General features: G+C 62.3%; 16 protein-coding genes. 8 read left to right on the plus strand and 8 right to left on the minus strand.

Features of this window, described 5'->3' with window-relative positions; translation table 11 throughout:
- The first annotated feature begins 3 nt into the window (after positions 1-3).
- The 4 genes from gcvA to DWF74_RS09650 all read left to right on the plus strand — a co-directional run bounded on the left by gcvA (position 4) and on the right by DWF74_RS09650 (position 4,114).
- Positions 4-933 carry a transcriptional regulator GcvA gene (gene gcvA / locus DWF74_RS09635; RefSeq protein ID WP_115580837.1) on the plus strand — a complete coding sequence of 310 codons (930 nt, stop codon included), beginning with the start codon at positions 4-6 and terminating at the stop codon, positions 931-933.
- Positions 934-1,058: 125 nt separating this feature from the next.
- Positions 1,059-1,667, plus strand: coding sequence for a LysE family translocator (locus tag DWF74_RS09640; protein ID WP_115580838.1), 609 nt, complete (start codon positions 1,059-1,061; stop codon positions 1,665-1,667).
- 103 nt (positions 1,668-1,770) lie between these two features.
- The gene (locus tag DWF74_RS09645) at positions 1,771-3,699 is read left to right on the plus strand and encodes an alkaline phosphatase D family protein (protein WP_115580839.1); all 1,929 of its coding nucleotides are present in this window, start codon (positions 1,771-1,773) and stop codon (positions 3,697-3,699) included.
- Between the two features lie 52 nt (positions 3,700-3,751).
- On the plus strand, positions 3,752-4,114 hold the full coding sequence (locus DWF74_RS09650) for a DUF7079 family protein (protein ID WP_205413487.1): 363 nt from the start codon (positions 3,752-3,754) through the stop codon (positions 4,112-4,114).
- Between the two features lie 9 nt (positions 4,115-4,123).
- On the opposite strand, the gene DWF74_RS09655 is transcribed toward DWF74_RS09650, so the two are convergent.
- The 3 genes from DWF74_RS09655 to DWF74_RS09665 form a co-directional block, all read right to left on the minus strand.
- Positions 4,124-4,693 (minus strand): hypothetical protein, encoded by a 570-nt coding sequence (locus DWF74_RS09655; protein ID WP_115580841.1) that lies wholly within the window; start codon positions 4,691-4,693, stop codon positions 4,124-4,126.
- Between the two features lie 136 nt (positions 4,694-4,829).
- Positions 4,830-6,878: a c-type cytochrome gene (locus tag DWF74_RS09660; protein ID WP_115580842.1), complete on the minus strand. Its 2,049-nt coding sequence runs from the start codon at positions 6,876-6,878 to the stop codon at positions 4,830-4,832.
- 214 nt (positions 6,879-7,092) lie between these two features.
- Positions 7,093-7,758 (minus strand): ArsR/SmtB family transcription factor, encoded by a 666-nt coding sequence (locus tag DWF74_RS09665; RefSeq protein ID WP_115580843.1) that lies wholly within the window; start codon positions 7,756-7,758, stop codon positions 7,093-7,095.
- Positions 7,759-7,867: 109 nt separating this feature from the next.
- Here DWF74_RS09665 and DWF74_RS09670 point away from each other — a divergent pair, with 109 nt between their 5' ends.
- From DWF74_RS09670 to DWF74_RS09685, 4 genes are all read left to right on the plus strand, one after another.
- Complete coding sequence (locus DWF74_RS09670) at positions 7,868-8,377, plus strand: DUF2938 domain-containing protein (protein ID WP_060840906.1); 510 nt, start codon at positions 7,868-7,870, stop codon at positions 8,375-8,377.
- 42 nt (positions 8,378-8,419) lie between these two features.
- Positions 8,420-8,938, plus strand: coding sequence for a hypothetical protein (locus DWF74_RS09675; protein ID WP_115580844.1), 519 nt, complete (start codon positions 8,420-8,422; stop codon positions 8,936-8,938).
- Between the two features lie 264 nt (positions 8,939-9,202).
- Positions 9,203-9,784, plus strand: coding sequence for a DedA family protein (locus DWF74_RS09680; protein WP_115580845.1), 582 nt, complete (start codon positions 9,203-9,205; stop codon positions 9,782-9,784).
- A gap of 120 nt (positions 9,785-9,904) precedes the next feature.
- Positions 9,905-11,152 carry a 2-aminoadipate transaminase gene (locus DWF74_RS09685; RefSeq protein ID WP_102860367.1) on the plus strand — a complete coding sequence of 416 codons (1,248 nt, stop codon included), beginning with the start codon at positions 9,905-9,907 and terminating at the stop codon, positions 11,150-11,152.
- A 24-nt stretch (positions 11,153-11,176) separates the two neighbouring features.
- Here the strand turns inward: DWF74_RS09685 and DWF74_RS09690 are convergent, their stop codons facing one another.
- From DWF74_RS09690 to DWF74_RS09710, 5 genes are all read right to left on the minus strand, one after another.
- Positions 11,177-11,761, minus strand: coding sequence for a hypothetical protein (locus DWF74_RS09690; RefSeq protein ID WP_102860366.1), 585 nt, complete (start codon positions 11,759-11,761; stop codon positions 11,177-11,179).
- Between the two features lie 4 nt (positions 11,762-11,765).
- On the minus strand, positions 11,766-12,206 hold the full coding sequence (locus DWF74_RS09695) for a DUF3592 domain-containing protein (RefSeq protein WP_205413488.1): 441 nt from the start codon (positions 12,204-12,206) through the stop codon (positions 11,766-11,768).
- Between the two features lie 122 nt (positions 12,207-12,328).
- The gene (locus tag DWF74_RS09700; protein ID WP_115580846.1) at positions 12,329-13,159 is read right to left on the minus strand and encodes an amidohydrolase family protein; all 831 of its coding nucleotides are present in this window, start codon (positions 13,157-13,159) and stop codon (positions 12,329-12,331) included.
- Between the two features lie 169 nt (positions 13,160-13,328).
- Positions 13,329-14,456 carry a non-hydrolyzing UDP-N-acetylglucosamine 2-epimerase gene (wecB, locus tag DWF74_RS09705; protein WP_110652277.1) on the minus strand — a complete coding sequence of 376 codons (1,128 nt, stop codon included), beginning with the start codon at positions 14,454-14,456 and terminating at the stop codon, positions 13,329-13,331.
- Complete coding sequence (locus DWF74_RS09710; RefSeq protein ID WP_072450892.1) at positions 14,449-15,459, minus strand: polysaccharide biosynthesis protein; 1,011 nt, start codon at positions 15,457-15,459, stop codon at positions 14,449-14,451. The genes wecB and DWF74_RS09710 overlap by 8 nt, the downstream gene beginning before the upstream one ends.
- Positions 15,460-15,466: the final 7 nt, after the last annotated feature.

Raw genomic sequence — 15,466 nt, forward strand, 5'->3', positions numbered from 1 at the left:
CACATGATCACTGACCTGCCGCCCCTGAACGCCGTCCGCGCCTTTGCCGCCGCCGCTCGCCACGAGAGTTTCAGCCGCGCTGCTGAAGAACTGCACGTGAGCCACAGCGCAGTGAGCCGCCATATCAAACTGCTGGAAGAGCACCTGGGTGTGTTGCTGTTCGAACGGCGCATTCGCCAGTCGGTGCTGACCCCCGCCGGGCAAGCCTTCTATGAACAGGTCAGCGTGGCCCTGACCCAGATCGCCGCGGCCGCGGTTTCACTGCGCCGCGGCGCGGCCCTGCGCAAGGTGACGGTCAATGTGCGGCCGTCCTTCGCGGTGCGCTGGCTGATTCCGCGCTTGCCGCAGTTCATGGCGCTGTACCCGCAGATCCAGCCGGAAGTGGTGACCAGCACCCTGCTCCCCGATCCGGCCAAGGAAACCTTCGATCTGGTGATTCGTCGCGGGCGTTCGGGCTGGGCGCCATCGCTGCAGCCTCAGCGCTTGCTGGAGGATGAAATCCTGGTGGTGGCCGCGCCATCGCTGTTGCAGAGCACAGCACTGAACAGCCCCAAGGATCTGGGACGCCATACCCTGCTGGTCAGTCGTAGCCGCGCCAACGACTGGCAAAAATGGCTGGAACACTGCGGTCTGAAGCCACTGCGCCAGCCACCGACCTTGCATTTCGACCATCTGCACTTCGTGCTCCAGGCCTGTGTCGACGGCCTGGGGCTGGCGCTGTGCCCGGCCTCGTTGCTGGCCAAGGATCTGAGCAGCGGCCGGCTGGTCTGCCCGTTGCCGGAACTGCACCAGCCGCTGACCCGCTATTACTACGCGCTCGCCGCCGATGCCGCCCCCGAAGCCCAGGTGTTTATCGAGTGGATGCTGGCGCAGATTCAGCAGGACGCGATGACTAATCGGACCCAGGTGCCCGCCCGGGCCAGCGGCGCCTGAGACGCTTTGTAGAGCCTGCGCATGGATCTGATTTAGGCACATCAGCCGTGCAATTAAAGCGTTTGTCAGGCCGCCAACCGCGGAGCAGGCTGCGCCCCTTCAATGGCTCATTTCTGGAGTGCTCCATGGCAAGTTATGGACTGTTTTTACTGCTGGCCACCCTGACCATCCTCAGCCCCGGCCCCGGGGTGGTGCTGACCCTGTCCAACGCCCTGCGCCACGGCTGGAGCGGGGCACTGCCGGGCATTCTCGGTATCGCCCTGGGCGCCTTTGTGGTGGCGGGGATTTCCGCCAGCAGCCTGGGTCTGGTCCTGGCGGCCTCTACCACCGCCTTTACCCTGCTCAAGTACATCGGCGCCCTGTACTTGCTGTATCTGGGGGTGAAGATGTGGCGCACGCAGAGTTTCATTCCGCCACTCCAGGACACTAAAAGCCGCCCCACACGGCGCTTTGTCGAGGCCCTGTCGATCCAGTTGCTCAACCCCAAGGCCGGTTTTTTCTTTCTCGCGGTGTTCCCGCAGTTCATCCAGCCGCAAGGCGATTACTACAGCCAGTTCTTTGTGCTGGTGGCGTCCTACAGCCTGTTGGTGATTGCGCTGCACAGCGGTTACGCGCTGATGGCCAACGGCGCCAGGGGCTGGCTATCCAGTAGCCGAGGGGCCAGGATCGTCGGCAAACTGTCGGGGATGACCTTTCTCGGATTCGGTGTGATGCTGGCCAGCGCCCATAAATAATCGGATACAAAAGCCTTGACCCGGCGCCCGCAGCCGACGTTTCTTCGACATCGGCTGCGCTACCATTGCGCCCCCTTTGCTACCGCTAGAGACCCCGCTGCAGATGCCACTGACTAAGCCCGCCCCAGCCCTGCCCCCCGTTCTTGCCGGCCCGCTGCTGCGCCGCCTGGAGCCAACGCGGCTGGTGCTGTGGCTGGTGGGTTCAAGGGCGTTGCCGCTGACCCTGCGCCTGCACCCCACGGGCGGCCCGGCCCTGGAACTGGCCCTCGATCAGCAGCAATGCCAGGTCATCCCCGTCGGGCGCCAGGCCTTTATCCATCTGATCGATGTGCCGCTGGACGACGCCCTGCCCCAGGACGTAACGATTGCCTATGACCTCTTGATCAACGACGCCGAGGACGGCGCCCGATCCATTGCCGACTGGGCGCCGCACCTGCTGTATGGCGATGCCAGGACTCCGGAGTTCGTGCTCCACAGCCGCATCGACAACCTGCTCCACGGCTCCTGCCGCAAGCCCCATCACACGTCCACTGATGGCCTGCTCTGCGTCGACCGCCTGCTGGCGCAACAGCCCGAGCCCGCACAGCGCCCCGCCTTGTTGATGATGAGCGGCGATCAGGTGTACGCCGACGATGTGGCCGGCCCCATGTTGCGGGCAGTTCACGCCCTGATCGAGCGCCTCGGGCTGTTCGATGAAGAGTTGGAGGGCGCGGTGGTGGCCGACAGCCAGGCGCTGTACCGCCATGGCGCCAGCTACTACCGACGAGCCGAATTGCTCCCGGCCCTCAAAAGCAATGAAACCCTGCGCGAGCGGTTTTTCGGCGGGGTGAAAAAGCCGATCTTCACCAGCAGCAATGCCGACAACCACCTGGTGACCTTCGCCGAGGTGCTGGCCATGTACCTGCTGGTGTGGTCACCGGTGCCCTGGACCCTGATCGCGCCACTGCCACCGCAACTGACGCCGGAACAGCAAACGCGCTACACCCGGGAACAGCAGCGCATCGATGATTTTGTCCAGGGCCTGAAGGGTGCCGCGCGGGTCTTCGCCCACCTGTCGTGCCTGATGATCTTCGACGACCACGACATCACCGACGACTGGAACCTCAGCGCCCAGTGGGAAGAAACCGCCTACGGTCATCCTTTCTCCAAACGCATCATCGGCAACGCGCTGCTGGCTTACATGCTGTGCCAGGGTTGGGGCAACAACCCGGACGCCTTCACCCAACTGCTGGACCACACCCGCGCCTTGAGTGCCACGCCACAAGGCCCGAAACACCTGCTGCAACGTCAGGCCCAGGACGATTTGATCGACCAGTTGCTGCGCTTTGCGCAGTGGCAGTACGTCTTGCCCAGCACCCCAGCCCTGGTGGTGCTGGACACCCGCACCCGGCGCTGGCGCAGCGAGTCCAACCTGGGCCAGCCCTCGGGCCTGCTGGACTGGGAGGCCCTGTGCGAACTGCAACATGAACTGCTGGATCACCCCTCGGCGATCATCGTTTCACCGGCGCCGATCTTCGGCGTCAAGCTGATCGAGACGGTGCAGAAGGTCTTCAGCTGGTGCGGCTACCCGCTGCTGGTGGACGCGGAAAACTGGATGGCCCATCGCGGTTCGGCCCAGGTGATCCTGAACATCTTCCGCCACTCGCGAACCCCGGGCAGCTACGTGATTCTCTCCGGCGATGTGCACTATTCCTTCGTCTACGAAGTGCTGATCCGTCACCGCCAGGGCGGCCCGCGCATCTGGCAGATCACCAGCAGCGGCATCAAGAACGAATTCCCCGACACCCTGCTGGAATGGTTCGACCGCCTCAACCGCTGGCTCTACTCGCCGCGCTCGCCGTTGAACTGGTTCACCAAGCGCCGGCGGATGAAGGTGATACCCCACGTGCCCGAGCATGCCGAAGCCGGGGAGCGGCTGTGGAATTCGTCGGGGATCGGTCAGGTGTTTTTCAATCAGCAGGGCCAGCCGGTGACCATCCTCCAGCACAATGCCAATGGCGCGGCGCCAACCCGGATGATCGCCCCAAGATAGAATCCGCCACCGCGCCAGCCAGATCCCCGAAAGCCCAAGGAAGGAGCACCGCGTGTCATCAGAGATCACCCCGCAACAGCGGGACGATATTCGCTACGTGTTATCCGACGCCTTTGTGGACAACGAGGTGGACTACGCCTACATCGCCCGCGAAACCCAGGCTTATGACCGGGCTGAGGTGGAGCGCATTCTCTACGAAGAGGTGGCGCCGGTGTGCTACATCAACCTGATGGCAGTGATCCCGGAAATCTGGATGGGCTTTGCTCGCGAGCCCTTGCTGGAGGAGATCGAGGCAAGCCTGGCGCTTCGGCGCAGCAACCGCTGGCAGGCGTTTCGCGTGCGCTTGTTCATCCGTTGGATCCGCTTTCGCGGGGCCTATATCTGGGAGGAAATCTGCAAGCACTATGCGCCCTAGGTTCGAGCCCTAACGCGCATCAGCGCTGCAGTAATCGGTAGGCCGCAGCGCCACCCGTTCCGGCAGCATTTCGCCCTGTGCGTCGATCTTGCGCAGCATCGCTGTGCACATCTGGTCCTGGAGAAAGACCATCTGATAGGTCGCACCGGCCTCAGGCACGAAGGTCACGCTTTGTTCGCAGACAAAGCGGTAGTCCTTATCCATCCCCGGTTCCGTGTTGTAGAACATGAAGGCGAACGGACGATTGGCCGGGATCTTCAGCTCGTTGGCGCCAAAGCCTTCCTGACGGCGCATGCGGTCGGTGGCGGCCGTCATGGGAATGCCCAGGTTGCGGAAGTTGGGATTGGCAATACCACGATGGGGACGAACCATCAGCCCGGAGCTCGGTTTACGCCAGTCGATGCAATCGCTGTAGGGCACGCCACGCACCAGCCCCTGGGCAACGATGCGGATCAGCGCGGTGTCACCGGCATCGGCCGGCACCCGGTAGCTCACGGTGGTGGCTTTGAGGGTGGAGACAAAGGTACAGCCGCCGAGCCCCAGTGACAGGCTCAGCAACAGGATCGAATACAGCCGCATGATTCATCCTTGATGGGACCGCCAGCGAAGGCTGAGGCAAAGGATGGCGATCTTACCTCGACGCCAGGGAGCGTCGGCAGATTTTTCTGCGGGGCCTGTAGCCGCGGCTCAAGGCGGCGGCTACAGGGTCAAGCCCTCAGTAACGAGCGTCCACCGGACGGCCACCGTTGGGCCAGTCCTTGACCTTGTCCGGGAAGTCCGGACGCGGTTGGTGGGAGAAGTACTCGGCCACGTCCAGGGCTTCCTGATCCGAGAGGCCACCCTGGCCCAGGGGGAATTTCTCGTGGAAGCCAATCGGCATGTTGCGTTTGACGAAGGCCGCCGCGGTGTAGGTGCGGGCCATGCCGGCGCCGATGTTGAAGGATTGATCGCCCCACAGCGGCGGGAAGATCAGGCTGCCGTCGGCCCGTTTCAGACCTTCGCCGTCGGCGCCGTGGCACACCGCGCATTGCTTGGCATAGACCTGCTTGCCATTGTCGGCGTCAGGCTTGAGGGCCGGGTCGATCTTGCCCACGCCGCGCCCGGCCACCTTGTCTTCGGGACGAGTGTTCATCTTCATCCACTCGAAGTAGGCCACCATGGCTTGCATGTCGGCGCCGTTCACCGGCAGCGGCTTACCGTGCATGGAACGGCGGAAGCAGCCGTTGATGCGCTCTTCCAGGGTGATGGTCTTGCCCGCCCGCGGCGCGTAGCCGGGGAAGAACGCCGAGACACCGACAAAGGGAGAACCGTCAGCCACGGTGCCGGCGTTGAGGTGGCAACTGGTGCAGTTCAGCGAGTTGCCGACGTTGTCCGGCAACAGGGCCTTGGTTTCCAGATGCAGGCGCATGCCACGCACCACTTGCTCGGCATTCGGCGCCGCCAGCAGATTGGCCAGGCGCGGGGTTTCGAACAGAGTGCTTTCCACTTGCGGGCTCAGTTGCGCACGCATCTTTTTCACTTGTTCGGCGCTGATGGCCGAGCCGTTGTTGCCCCAACTGCTGCGGATAAAACTGAGGATTTCGGCAATCTCGCCATCCGCCAGCTGGGCGAACCCGGGCATGGTGTAGACCCGCGGATGAGCCGCGGTCTGCGCGGTCTGCCAACCGGTCAGGGTGATGTGCAGCAAGGAGGTCGGATTGGCCGAGGCGACACTGGGGTTGCCCGCCAGGGACGGGAACATCTGCGGCACGCCGGCGCCGTCCTGGCGGTGGCAGTCGGAACAGAACTGCGCGTAGCCCAGGCCACCGCGAGAGGTGAACAGGTTGCTCGGCGGGGCCGCCGGAGTCAGGGCCACCGAAGGCATGGGCAGATCGTCTTTACCGGCCGGCAGGGACTTGAGGTAGGCGGCAATGGCGGTCAGGTCGGCGTCGGTGAAGTGCTGGGTGCTGTGATGGATCACGTCGGCCATGTTGCCGGACACCGTGGCGAAGCGGTTCTGCCCGGTCTTGAGCAGTTGCACCGTGTCTTCCACGGTCCACAGGTTGCGCAGGCTCAGGGCCCGCCACTCTTCCACCGTCTCACCGGCCAGGTAGTGCTGGCCGCCGGACTCGGTGTCGCTCATGGCCTTCTCCTGGAAGGCAATGCCCCGTGGCGTATGGCAGGAACCGCAGTGACCCAACCCCTGGACCAGGTAGGCGCCGCGATTGAGCTGCTCGTCCTTGGCTGGATCGGGCTTGAACGGCTGCTTGTCGACGAAGGCCAGGTTCCAGAACCACAGGCCCCAGCGCTGGTTGAAGGGGAAGCCCATGTCGGCTTCCAGGTTGCCCTGGGCCACCGGTTCCACGCCGTGCATCAGGTAGGCGTAGAGAGCGCGCATGTCCTCTTCGGTCATCTTGGCGTAGGACGGATAGGGCATGGCCGGGTAAAGATGGCTGCCGTCGGGGGTTACGCCTTCGCGCATGGCGCGATCGAACTCTTCAAAACTGTAGCGGCCGATACCGGTGTTTTTATCCGGGGTGATGTTGCTGGAGTAGATGGTGCCCATGGGCGTCTTCAGTTCCAGGCCACCGGCCATGGTGGCACCGCCCTTGGCGGTGTGACAGGCAATGCAGTCACCCAGCTGGGCCACGTACAGGCCACGCTGGATCAGCTCGGAGTCGGGTGGGGTAACCGCCGTTGCCGGGATCGGCTCACTGGCTTGCAGAGGGGGTACGCAGAGCAACGCAGCGCCTAGCAGGCACAGGCGCGACAGAGAAAAAGCCATCAGGTTATTCCTTTAAAATCCGCCTGGGGTGGTCCCCTTGGCCGATATCCACAAAGGTTTTTATTGGTTATCCCGACCTTCACGGTGCAGGCCAGGGGCTCGATACCTCGTGAGTCCGAGCCTGATGCCCTTGTATCGGATTTTTCTGAAAGCCCTGTTGATATGGATCATGGCGCCCTAGGCAATGTCCTGTATGCCGGCCCAGGTGGCGCTTTTACTCGCTGGTTTCCACCCCCAGTCCCGCCGCTTGCCAATCGGTGAATCCCTGCTCCAGACGCCGCACCTTGAAGCCCTTGGCCCGCAGCAGGGCTGCGGCATTGTGTGACAGCACGCAGTAAGGGCCACGGCAATACGCCACACACTCCTGATCAGCAGCCAATTCGGCCAGACGCTGCTCCAGCTCCTCCAGCGGGATGTTGATTGCCCCGGGCAAATGCCCTTGAGCAAACTCCTCCGGCGAACGCACGTCCAGCAGGGTCATGCCGCCTTCCTGCAAGCGTTGACGCAGTTCCTCACGGGATATGCCCTCCAGTTGCATCGGTTGCTGCTCACTGTCGGCCAGCAGTTGGCGAATCTGCCCATGGTTGTAATCGACGTACTGACGCAAGGCGCCCAGCAGACCGGCCAGCGGCCCCTGGCTGAGGCTGTAGAGCACCCGCTTGCCATCGCGCCGGGTCTGCACGAAACCGCCACGCCGCAACTGCTGCAGATGCTGGGAGGTGTTGGCCACCGACAGGCCCGAGGCTTCCACCAGACGCTCCACCGGCAGCTCGCCGCGAGCGATGTGCTCCAACAGGATCAGCCGGTGATGGTGGCCGAGAATGCGCGCCAGCTCAGCCATCTCGACCAGGGGATGCTGGGGGGAAATCGAATCGCTCATTGACAGCTCCTGCTGCTTTATTGATCATTCAATCACTTAATTGAATGAAAACTTATCACGCCCGCGCACAAGGCTGAAGCACAGCCCGTCGCACTTCAAGGAGTCCGTAATGCATGAGTTCGTCGCGTTGATCTCACAGGCGCTGCTGTTGGGCATCGGCGCCACCTTGATCCTTGATCTTTGGACGCTGTTTCTGGCGCGGGCGCTGAACATGCCTGGCGCCAACTGGGCGATGGTCGGCCGCTGGATCGGGCATTTTCCTCGTGGGCGCTTCGTGCATCCAAGCATCGCCCAAGCCGCTGCGGTCCCCGGGGAGCATGCACTGGGCTGGCTGGCGCACTACCTGATCGGCGTCGGCTTTGCCGCCCTGTTGCTGCTGATCTGCGGCCTGGAGTGGGCGCGACAGCCGACCCTGGCACCGGCCCTGATCATCGGTGTCTTGACGGTGGCTGCGCCGTTCCTGCTGATGCAACCGGGCATGGGCGCCGGAATCGCGGCGAGCAAGACGCCCAAGCCGAATGTGGCCCGGCTGCGCAGCCTGATGGCGCATGCGGTGTTCGGGCTGGGCTTGTATGGGGCGGGGATGTTCTGGGCGTGGGTGTTGGGGCAGACTGCGTGACCTCGACCCCGCAAGGCCAAGCATGCCCAGAGTGATAGAGCGATGAAACCGCCTGTATGCGAGCTGTGCCACAACGATTTTTCCTCAGAGATGCAGCATGCCGGAAGTGGCGGCGCCATGGTGCAGTTCGCCGATTACCGTCCACTGGGCGAAGGGTGCGCAGGACACCCTCATGGCTACGAGTGGTTCTGCGATGAACACCTGGCCAATGCCCAGGCCCTGGCTTCGCTGAGCTACAGCGATGCCATGACAGTGCTGACCCGGCAATATGCTCCGTTTGCGGACTACCCGCCCCTCGCCTCCAATGATCCAGCGCTCTGGATCACCGAGGTGGGGCCCAACCCCGCGAAAGTCTTCGCGCTGATCAGGCAAGCCATGGGCGTCAGTCCCAGCGTGGCCAGAGACTTGCTGGCCGGCGTCCCCTTCAAGGTGAGCCAAGCCTGGCCGCAACAGTTCAGGGTCTGGCAGGAGGCCCTGATTCAAGCGGGTACCCAGGTTGAAATACGCTATCCCTCGTCCAAATCCGCCTGGGCTGAGAAAGCCGACGCAGATAACGACTGATCCTGCTCCCCCATGCCGCCTGCACTCACAGGGGCTTCCTCACACCCGCGATCCCAGTCTGCTCCACGGAAACAATGGCCGTATGTCTAGCCGTGTCCTACGCCGAGACTGACGTCTACGCTGGGCTCTGAAGGACTGGCCGGCGCCCTGGCCGGACCCGCGCTGAAGATCCTGGGCACTTGTGCCTAGGAATGGAATCAGAGCCATTTGAAACCTGATCATCGCCCGGCTTGTTTTCAGGCCCCCTCCGGAAGCTCTTGCCCCATGCTCGAACACCTCGACCTCAATACCCTGATCGCCGCCTACGGCTACTGGGTGATCTTCATCGGCTGCCTGCTGGAAGGCGAAACCGTGTTGATCATCGGCGGCATAGCGGCGCATCAGGGCAGCCTGCACTGGCCGCAAGTGATCGGCTGGGCCACCCTCGGCGGCATCCTCGGCGATCAACTGCTGTTCTGGACCGGCCGTTACTCCGGAGCGCGCCTGCTGCCCAGGCTCAAGCGCCATCAGGCGGCCATCGAACGGGTCCAGGAGCTGATCCAGCGCTACCCTTCGACGTCGGTGTTCGCCGTGCGCTTTCTCTACGGCATGCGCCTGGTCGGCCCGATGGTGATCGGTGCCAGCGGCCTGGCGCCCTGGCGCTTCGCCCTGCTCAACGTGCTGGGCGCGGCGGTCTGGGCCGTCCTGTTCGTCAGCGCCGGTTACTGGGCCGGCGAAGCCCTGGAGCATTTCCTCGGCGACCTGAAACCCTATCGCCTGCCAATCTTCCTCGGGGTCCTGGCGCTGGTGGCCCTGATAGCGCTGGTGCGGCACCTGCGCAACCGGCGCAAGGCGCAGCAAAAATGAGCTAAAGGCCGCAACACATCGGGAATTTTCATACTGACCCGACGACTTTATTTCGTTTGTCCCGGCCCCCCGGCCCCGGCTTAGATAACGGCTCGTTTCCGGCACCCAGAGCCCGCATCCATGAGCCACGAGAACATCAGCCGTTCGCTTTCCACCGTCCACCCGATCCGCCTCAGCCACGGCCGCAACGCCGAAGTCTGGGACAGCGACGGCAAGCGCTACATCGACTTTGTCGGCGGTATCGGCGTGCTCAACCTTGGGCATTGCCATCCGCGGATCGTCGCGGCCATCCAGCAGCAGGCCACCCGACTCACCCACTACGCCTTCAACGCCGCACACCACGAGCCCTACATCGAGCTCATGCAGCGCCTGGCGGACTTCATCCCGGTGAGTTACCCGGTCAGCGGCATGCTTACCAACAGCGGCGCCGAGGCCGCGGAAAATGCCCTGAAGATCGTGCGCGCAGCCACCGGGCGCAGTGCGGTCATCGCCTTCGACGGCGGCTTTCACGGGCGCACCCTGGCTACCCTCAACCTCAACGGCAAGGTAGCGCCCTACAAGCAGAAGGTCGGCCTGCTGCCGGGGCCGGTGTATCACCTGCCCTACCCCAGCGCCGACAACGGCGTCAGCTGCGACGAAACCCTGAAGGCCATGCAGCGCCTGTTCAGTGTGGAAATCGATGTCGAGGAAGTGGCCTGTTTCATCCTCGAACCGGTGCAGGGCGAAGGCGGCTTCCTGGCCCTGGACGCCACCTTCGCCCAGGCGTTACGCAGCTTCTGTGACGAACACGGAATACTGCTGATCGCCGATGAAATCCAGTCCGGCTTCGGCCGCACCGGGCAGCGTTTCGCCTTCTCACGGCTGGGCATCGAGCCCGACCTGATCCTGCTGGGCAAGAGCATTGGCGGTGGGCTTCCGCTGGGCGCGGTGGTAGGTCGCAGGGAGTTGCTGGACGTGCTGCCCAAGGGCGGCCTGGGCGGCACCTATTCAGGCAACCCGATTGCTTGCGCGGCCGCTCTTGCCACCCTGGAGGAAATGACCGATGCACATCTGCAAGCCTGGGGCGAACGCCAGGAACAGGCCATCGTGCAACGTTATGAGGGCTGGAAAGCCGATCGCCTGAGCCCGTATCTGGGACGCTTGACCGGCGTCGGCGCGATGCGCGGCATCGAGTTGGTCAATGCCCAGGGCGAGCCGGCGCCGGAACAGTTGAGCGCCCTGCTCGGCAACGCCCGGGAGGCCGGGCTGCTGCTGATGCCCAGCGGCAAGTCGCGGCACATCATTCGCCTGCTGGCGCCCTTGACCACCGAGCCTGAAATCTTCGAGGAGGGCCTGGATATTCTCCAGGAGTGCCTGGCGCGCCTGTGATTCCCGGCGCGCCTCAGGACGAGGCTAGAACAGGTAGCCCATGTAGGTGGCAATGCCGCCACCGGCCTGTGGTCCGACGTTCATGCCCGCCATGACCACGGCGCCCTTCGCCGAACGCAGCAACTGCTCGTTGACCTTGATCGAAGCCATCATGGTCGCCGGGTTGCTTCCCAAAACGACCGCCAGGGCCAGTAGCTTGGGGTCCAGGCCGAACAGCAGGGCCGTGGCCGAACCGCCCACCACCAGTCCGCCACCGACTTCGGTATAGAAACACGGCCCGGTGATGTCGTCCTCGGTCAGGTCCCGGCTGCGAAGGGCATCGCTGACAAAGACCTTGCCGGTGCTGGGAAAAGCCTCCGCCGCACCGGCACCACTGACGCTCTTGCCCTTGACCTGGATATTGACCTTGCCGAAACGCGGCAGGCGTCCACCAAAGCCGGCGCCTACCCCCAGACCGCCGTAGCGATAGCTGACGTCCTTGCCCTGGGGCGAACGCAGGGTGATCGACCCACCACCGCCGGCCACGAGGGCGATGGTCAGGCCGCCGCCGCTGGCGGTCTGGTACAGCCATTTACTTTCGTTGACCGGAATCGGAATGCTGAGGTTCATGGGGTCAAAGTCCTTTTGCTTTTTGTGCGGCTCTTCCGCGCTGGCTGATGACACCCACCAAGCCGGCCAGGGTGAATACCAAACCGATCAGGCCCAGCACACCGGGAGTGCCCCAGAGTGCCGCGGGGTCATCAATGACCGCGCTGTTGGCCGGCCGCTCAGGCTGGTAGTACACCCGCACGGGCTGATCCTTCTGGTAGCCGAAGATAAAGCCGCCCTGGGGGTAGGAAATTTTCTCACCACTGCCGGTGGTAAAGGCGATCTCGGGGTGCGAACCACCGGCGTTCAGGTCGCTGACGACACCGTTGGCGGTCTGGGCGCTGGCAATGAATTCGCGACGATCGAGGGTGAGATTGACAGCAATGGCCAACAGGCCAATGCCGATCAGAACAAACAGCAGACCCTGGAGGATCTTGCCGAGGCGTGACGGGGTGGAGTTAGCCATGGGCTGTCTCGATATTCGTCCGTGAAAGAGGGAGGCCACGATAGCAAGAAACCTACCCCCAGAAAAACCGCCGCAGCGGCGTTCAGGCGCCCAGGAGATCGCTTGAGCGCCGCTGCCAGCGCTTACAAACCGAATACCCGACGGGCATTGCCCTGGAGGAATTTGTCCGCAATGGCCGGCGGAAGTTCCAGGGCTCGCACCTGTTCCAGGCATTTTTTCAGCGACAGCTGGGGGAAGTTGCTGCCGAACAACACCTTGTCCTGGCCATAAGTGCGCATGAAGTGCAGCAACTGCGGGGGGTAATAGGCCGGCAGGTAGGCGGAGGTATCGATGTGGATGTTGTCGTGTTTCCAGGCCAGGCCGATCATCTCGTCGGTCCAGGGATGCCCGATGTGTCCCCCAACAATCACCAGTTCGGGAAAATCCAGAGCCACCTCGTCCAGGTACGGCACGGGCCGTCCGGTTTCCGAGGGCATCAGCGGCCCCGTATGACCGACTTGGGTACAAAAGGGAATGCCCAATTCGATGCACTTCACATACAGCGGGTAATACCAGCGGTGATTGGGTGGCAGCTTCCACAACCAGGGCACGATGCGCAGAGCCTTGCAGCCCAGCTCCTTGACGGCTCGCTCCAACTCGGCCACCGCCGCCACGGGCCGGCTCAGGTCCACCGTGGCCACGCCGACGAAACGTTCGGGAAAGGCCCGGGTATAAGCCGCAATCTCATCGTTGCTGAACACCCAGCCCTCGGGCCGGCACCAGGCCGAGAGCATGAGTTTCTCCACCCCAGCCTGATCCATCAGTTCCACGGTCTGTTCAATGCTCAGGGCCTGGTCCAGCAAATGCGCGGACCCGGACTTTTCGAACAACCGCGCCACTTCCGGCAACAGCGCCCGGGCACGGCCGTTGGCCGGTTGTGCCCAGGCATCGATGGCTGAGAATGCTGAACTCATGGCGGTGCTCTTGCGCTAGCTATTGAAGCCCTAGCCTAGATTTGGCGGTTGGCCACAACAATGTTCCGAACGCTCGATGGAATTGACCGATTCCATCAGGGTGAAGAGCAGCAGGACAGAACAACCCCATGACCGGCGCCGTCAACGGCCCCGGTCAACGTCGTTGGTTTCAGTCTTTACGCCACACCGTGCGGTTGATGTAGTCGGTGTAACTCAACACCACCCGCACCACCTGAACTGAGACAGGCCCACCTTGATAGTCTTGCACCAAAGGCACTTTGCGCTGATCGCGAGAATGCTGGCTGGTCACGACTCGCACAGCGTCCATGACCGATTCGCGCTTAAGGCCGCTCATGATCAGCGTGCCCTCGTCCATCCCTTCGGGGCGCTCATGGGCATTTCGCAAGGTTACCGCCGGCAGGTTCAGCAGGGAGGCCTCTTCGGTGATGGTGCCGCTGTCGGACAGTACACAGAATGCCGACATCTGCAGCTTGATGTAATCCAACAGGCCGAAAGGTTTGACGAAACGAATCAGCGGATGGTCAAGGCTCTCTCCCAAGGCCTCTAGGCGCTTGCGCGTGCGGGGGTGGGTGGAGACGATCAACGGGAAGCCGTAATGATCAGCCAGCGCTCGCAGGGTATCCAGCAGGTCGCGCAGGTTATCGGCGGTATCGACGTTTTCCTCACGGTGCGCACTGACGATGAAGAACTTGTCCTGCTCCAGGCCGCTACGCGCCAGCACGTCCGAGCTTTCAATCCTCGGCATGTAGTAGTCGAGGACTTCCTGCATGTGCGAACCGGTCTTGATGATGGTTTCCGGACGAATGCCTTCGGCGATCAGGTAACGACGGGCATGTTCAGTCAATACCATATTGATATCGCTGAGGTGGTCGAGCACCTTGCGGTTGAGCTCTTCAGGAACTCTTTGATCGAAACAGCGGTTGCCGGCTTCCATGTGAAACACCGGGATCTTGCGACGCTTGGCAGCAATCACTGCCAGGCAGGTGTTGGTATCGCCATACAGAAGCAGTGCATCGGGCTTCTCGAGCTCGAAAATCGCATCGGACTTGGCGATGACTTCGGCAATGGTCTGCGCGGCTGTCTCGCCGGCAGCACCGAGGAAATGATCCGGTTTGCGGATCTGCAGGTCATCGAAAAAAACCTGATTGAGTTCGTAATCGTAGTTCTGCCCCGAGTGCACCAGCACGTGGTTGACCTGACGGTCCAACTCGGCAATCACCCGACTCATCTTGATCAGCTCGGGACGGGTACCGACCAGGGTCATGACCTTAAGCATCGAGTTGCTCCTTGATGTAATCGAGCTTGAGCAAAAGCTCCTTGATGCCCGGTACATCGAGGCGGGAGGTGTTGTGAGAGGTGTAGTCGTCGAGTTCGGAAATACGCTGCTCCCCCTCTACAAAATACTTTTTGTAGTTCAGGTCACGATTGTCCGCAGGAATCCGATAGTAACGCCCCATGTCCTCGGCCTTGGCCATTTCCTCTCGGGAAACCAGCGACTCGTAAAGCTTTTCACCATGACGAGTACCGATGACTCTGACTTCATTGCTTTTACCGAACAGCTGCTTGAGTGCCTCGGCCAGGTCGCCAACGGTGGACGCGGGGGCCTTCTGGATAAACAGGTCACCCTGTTGTGCATGTTCGAAGGCGTGCAGGACCAGATCCACCGAGTCTTCCAGCGACATCAGGAACCGCGTCATTTCCGGGTCGGTCACCGTCAAGGCTTCGTCGGAACGCAGTTGATCGACAAAGAGAGGGATCACCGAGCCTCGCGAGGCCATGACGTTACCGTAACGCGTTGCACAGATGATCGGCCCCTTGGCCGGAATCATCCGTGATTTGGCAACCATCAGCTTCTCCGCCATGGCCTTGGAAATTCCCATGGCATTGATCGGATAAACGGCTTTGTCAGTGCTGAGCACGACGACCCGCTGGACTCCGGTAGCGATGGCCGCATTGAGCACATTCTCTGTACCCAATACGTTGGTACGAACAGCTTCCATCGGATAGAACTCACAGGACGGGACCTGTTTTAGCGCCGCAGCATGGAAGATATAGTCGACGCCGACCATGGCCTGGGCCAGGCTGTCGTAGTTGCGAACATCGCCTATGTAGAACTTGACCTTGTCATTGGCCAGGGCGATACGCATATCTTCTTGCTTCTTCTCATCGCGACTGAAGATGCGAATTTCACGCACAGCGGTATTGAGAAAACGCTTGAGGACCGTATGACCGAAAGAACCGGTTCCACCGGTGATCATCAATACCTTGTCGTCGAACATGTACACC

Origin of the sequence: Pseudomonas protegens (assembly GCF_003363755.1) — a bacterium.
Classification (GTDB): domain Bacteria; phylum Pseudomonadota; class Gammaproteobacteria; order Pseudomonadales; family Pseudomonadaceae; genus Aquipseudomonas; species Aquipseudomonas danubii.

What these genes read in the sequence shown, in the direction of transcription:
- gcvA (WP_115580837.1), top strand. Translation starts at nt 4, where the DNA reads ATGATCACTGACCTGCCGCCCCTGAACGCCGTCCGCGCCTTTGCCGCC.
- DWF74_RS09640 (WP_115580838.1), top strand. Translation starts at nt 1,059, where the DNA reads ATGGCAAGTTATGGACTGTTTTTACTGCTGGCCACCCTGACCATCCTC.
- DWF74_RS09645 (WP_115580839.1), top strand. Translation starts at nt 1,771, where the DNA reads ATGCCACTGACTAAGCCCGCCCCAGCCCTGCCCCCCGTTCTTGCCGGC.
- DWF74_RS09655 (WP_115580841.1), bottom strand. Translation starts at nt 4,693, where the DNA reads ATGCGGCTGTATTCGATCCTGTTGCTGAGCCTGTCACTGGGGCTCGGC.
- DWF74_RS09660 (WP_115580842.1), bottom strand. Translation starts at nt 6,878, where the DNA reads ATGGCTTTTTCTCTGTCGCGCCTGTGCCTGCTAGGCGCTGCGTTGCTC.
- DWF74_RS09665 (WP_115580843.1), bottom strand. Translation starts at nt 7,758, where the DNA reads ATGAGCGATTCGATTTCCCCCCAGCATCCCCTGGTCGAGATGGCTGAG.
- DWF74_RS09670 (WP_060840906.1), top strand. Translation starts at nt 7,868, where the DNA reads ATGCATGAGTTCGTCGCGTTGATCTCACAGGCGCTGCTGTTGGGCATC.
- DWF74_RS09675 (WP_115580844.1), top strand. Translation starts at nt 8,420, where the DNA reads ATGAAACCGCCTGTATGCGAGCTGTGCCACAACGATTTTTCCTCAGAG.
- DWF74_RS09680 (WP_115580845.1), top strand. Translation starts at nt 9,203, where the DNA reads ATGCTCGAACACCTCGACCTCAATACCCTGATCGCCGCCTACGGCTAC.
- DWF74_RS09685 (WP_102860367.1), top strand. Translation starts at nt 9,905, where the DNA reads ATGAGCCACGAGAACATCAGCCGTTCGCTTTCCACCGTCCACCCGATC.
- DWF74_RS09690 (WP_102860366.1), bottom strand. Translation starts at nt 11,761, where the DNA reads ATGAACCTCAGCATTCCGATTCCGGTCAACGAAAGTAAATGGCTGTAC.
- DWF74_RS09695 (WP_205413488.1), bottom strand. Translation starts at nt 12,206, where the DNA reads ATGGCTAACTCCACCCCGTCACGCCTCGGCAAGATCCTCCAGGGTCTG.
- DWF74_RS09700 (WP_115580846.1), bottom strand. Translation starts at nt 13,159, where the DNA reads ATGAGTTCAGCATTCTCAGCCATCGATGCCTGGGCACAACCGGCCAAC.
- wecB (WP_110652277.1), bottom strand. Translation starts at nt 14,456, where the DNA reads ATGCTTAAGGTCATGACCCTGGTCGGTACCCGTCCCGAGCTGATCAAG.
- DWF74_RS09710 (WP_072450892.1), bottom strand. Translation starts at nt 15,459, where the DNA reads ATGTTCGACGACAAGGTATTGATGATCACCGGTGGAACCGGTTCTTTC.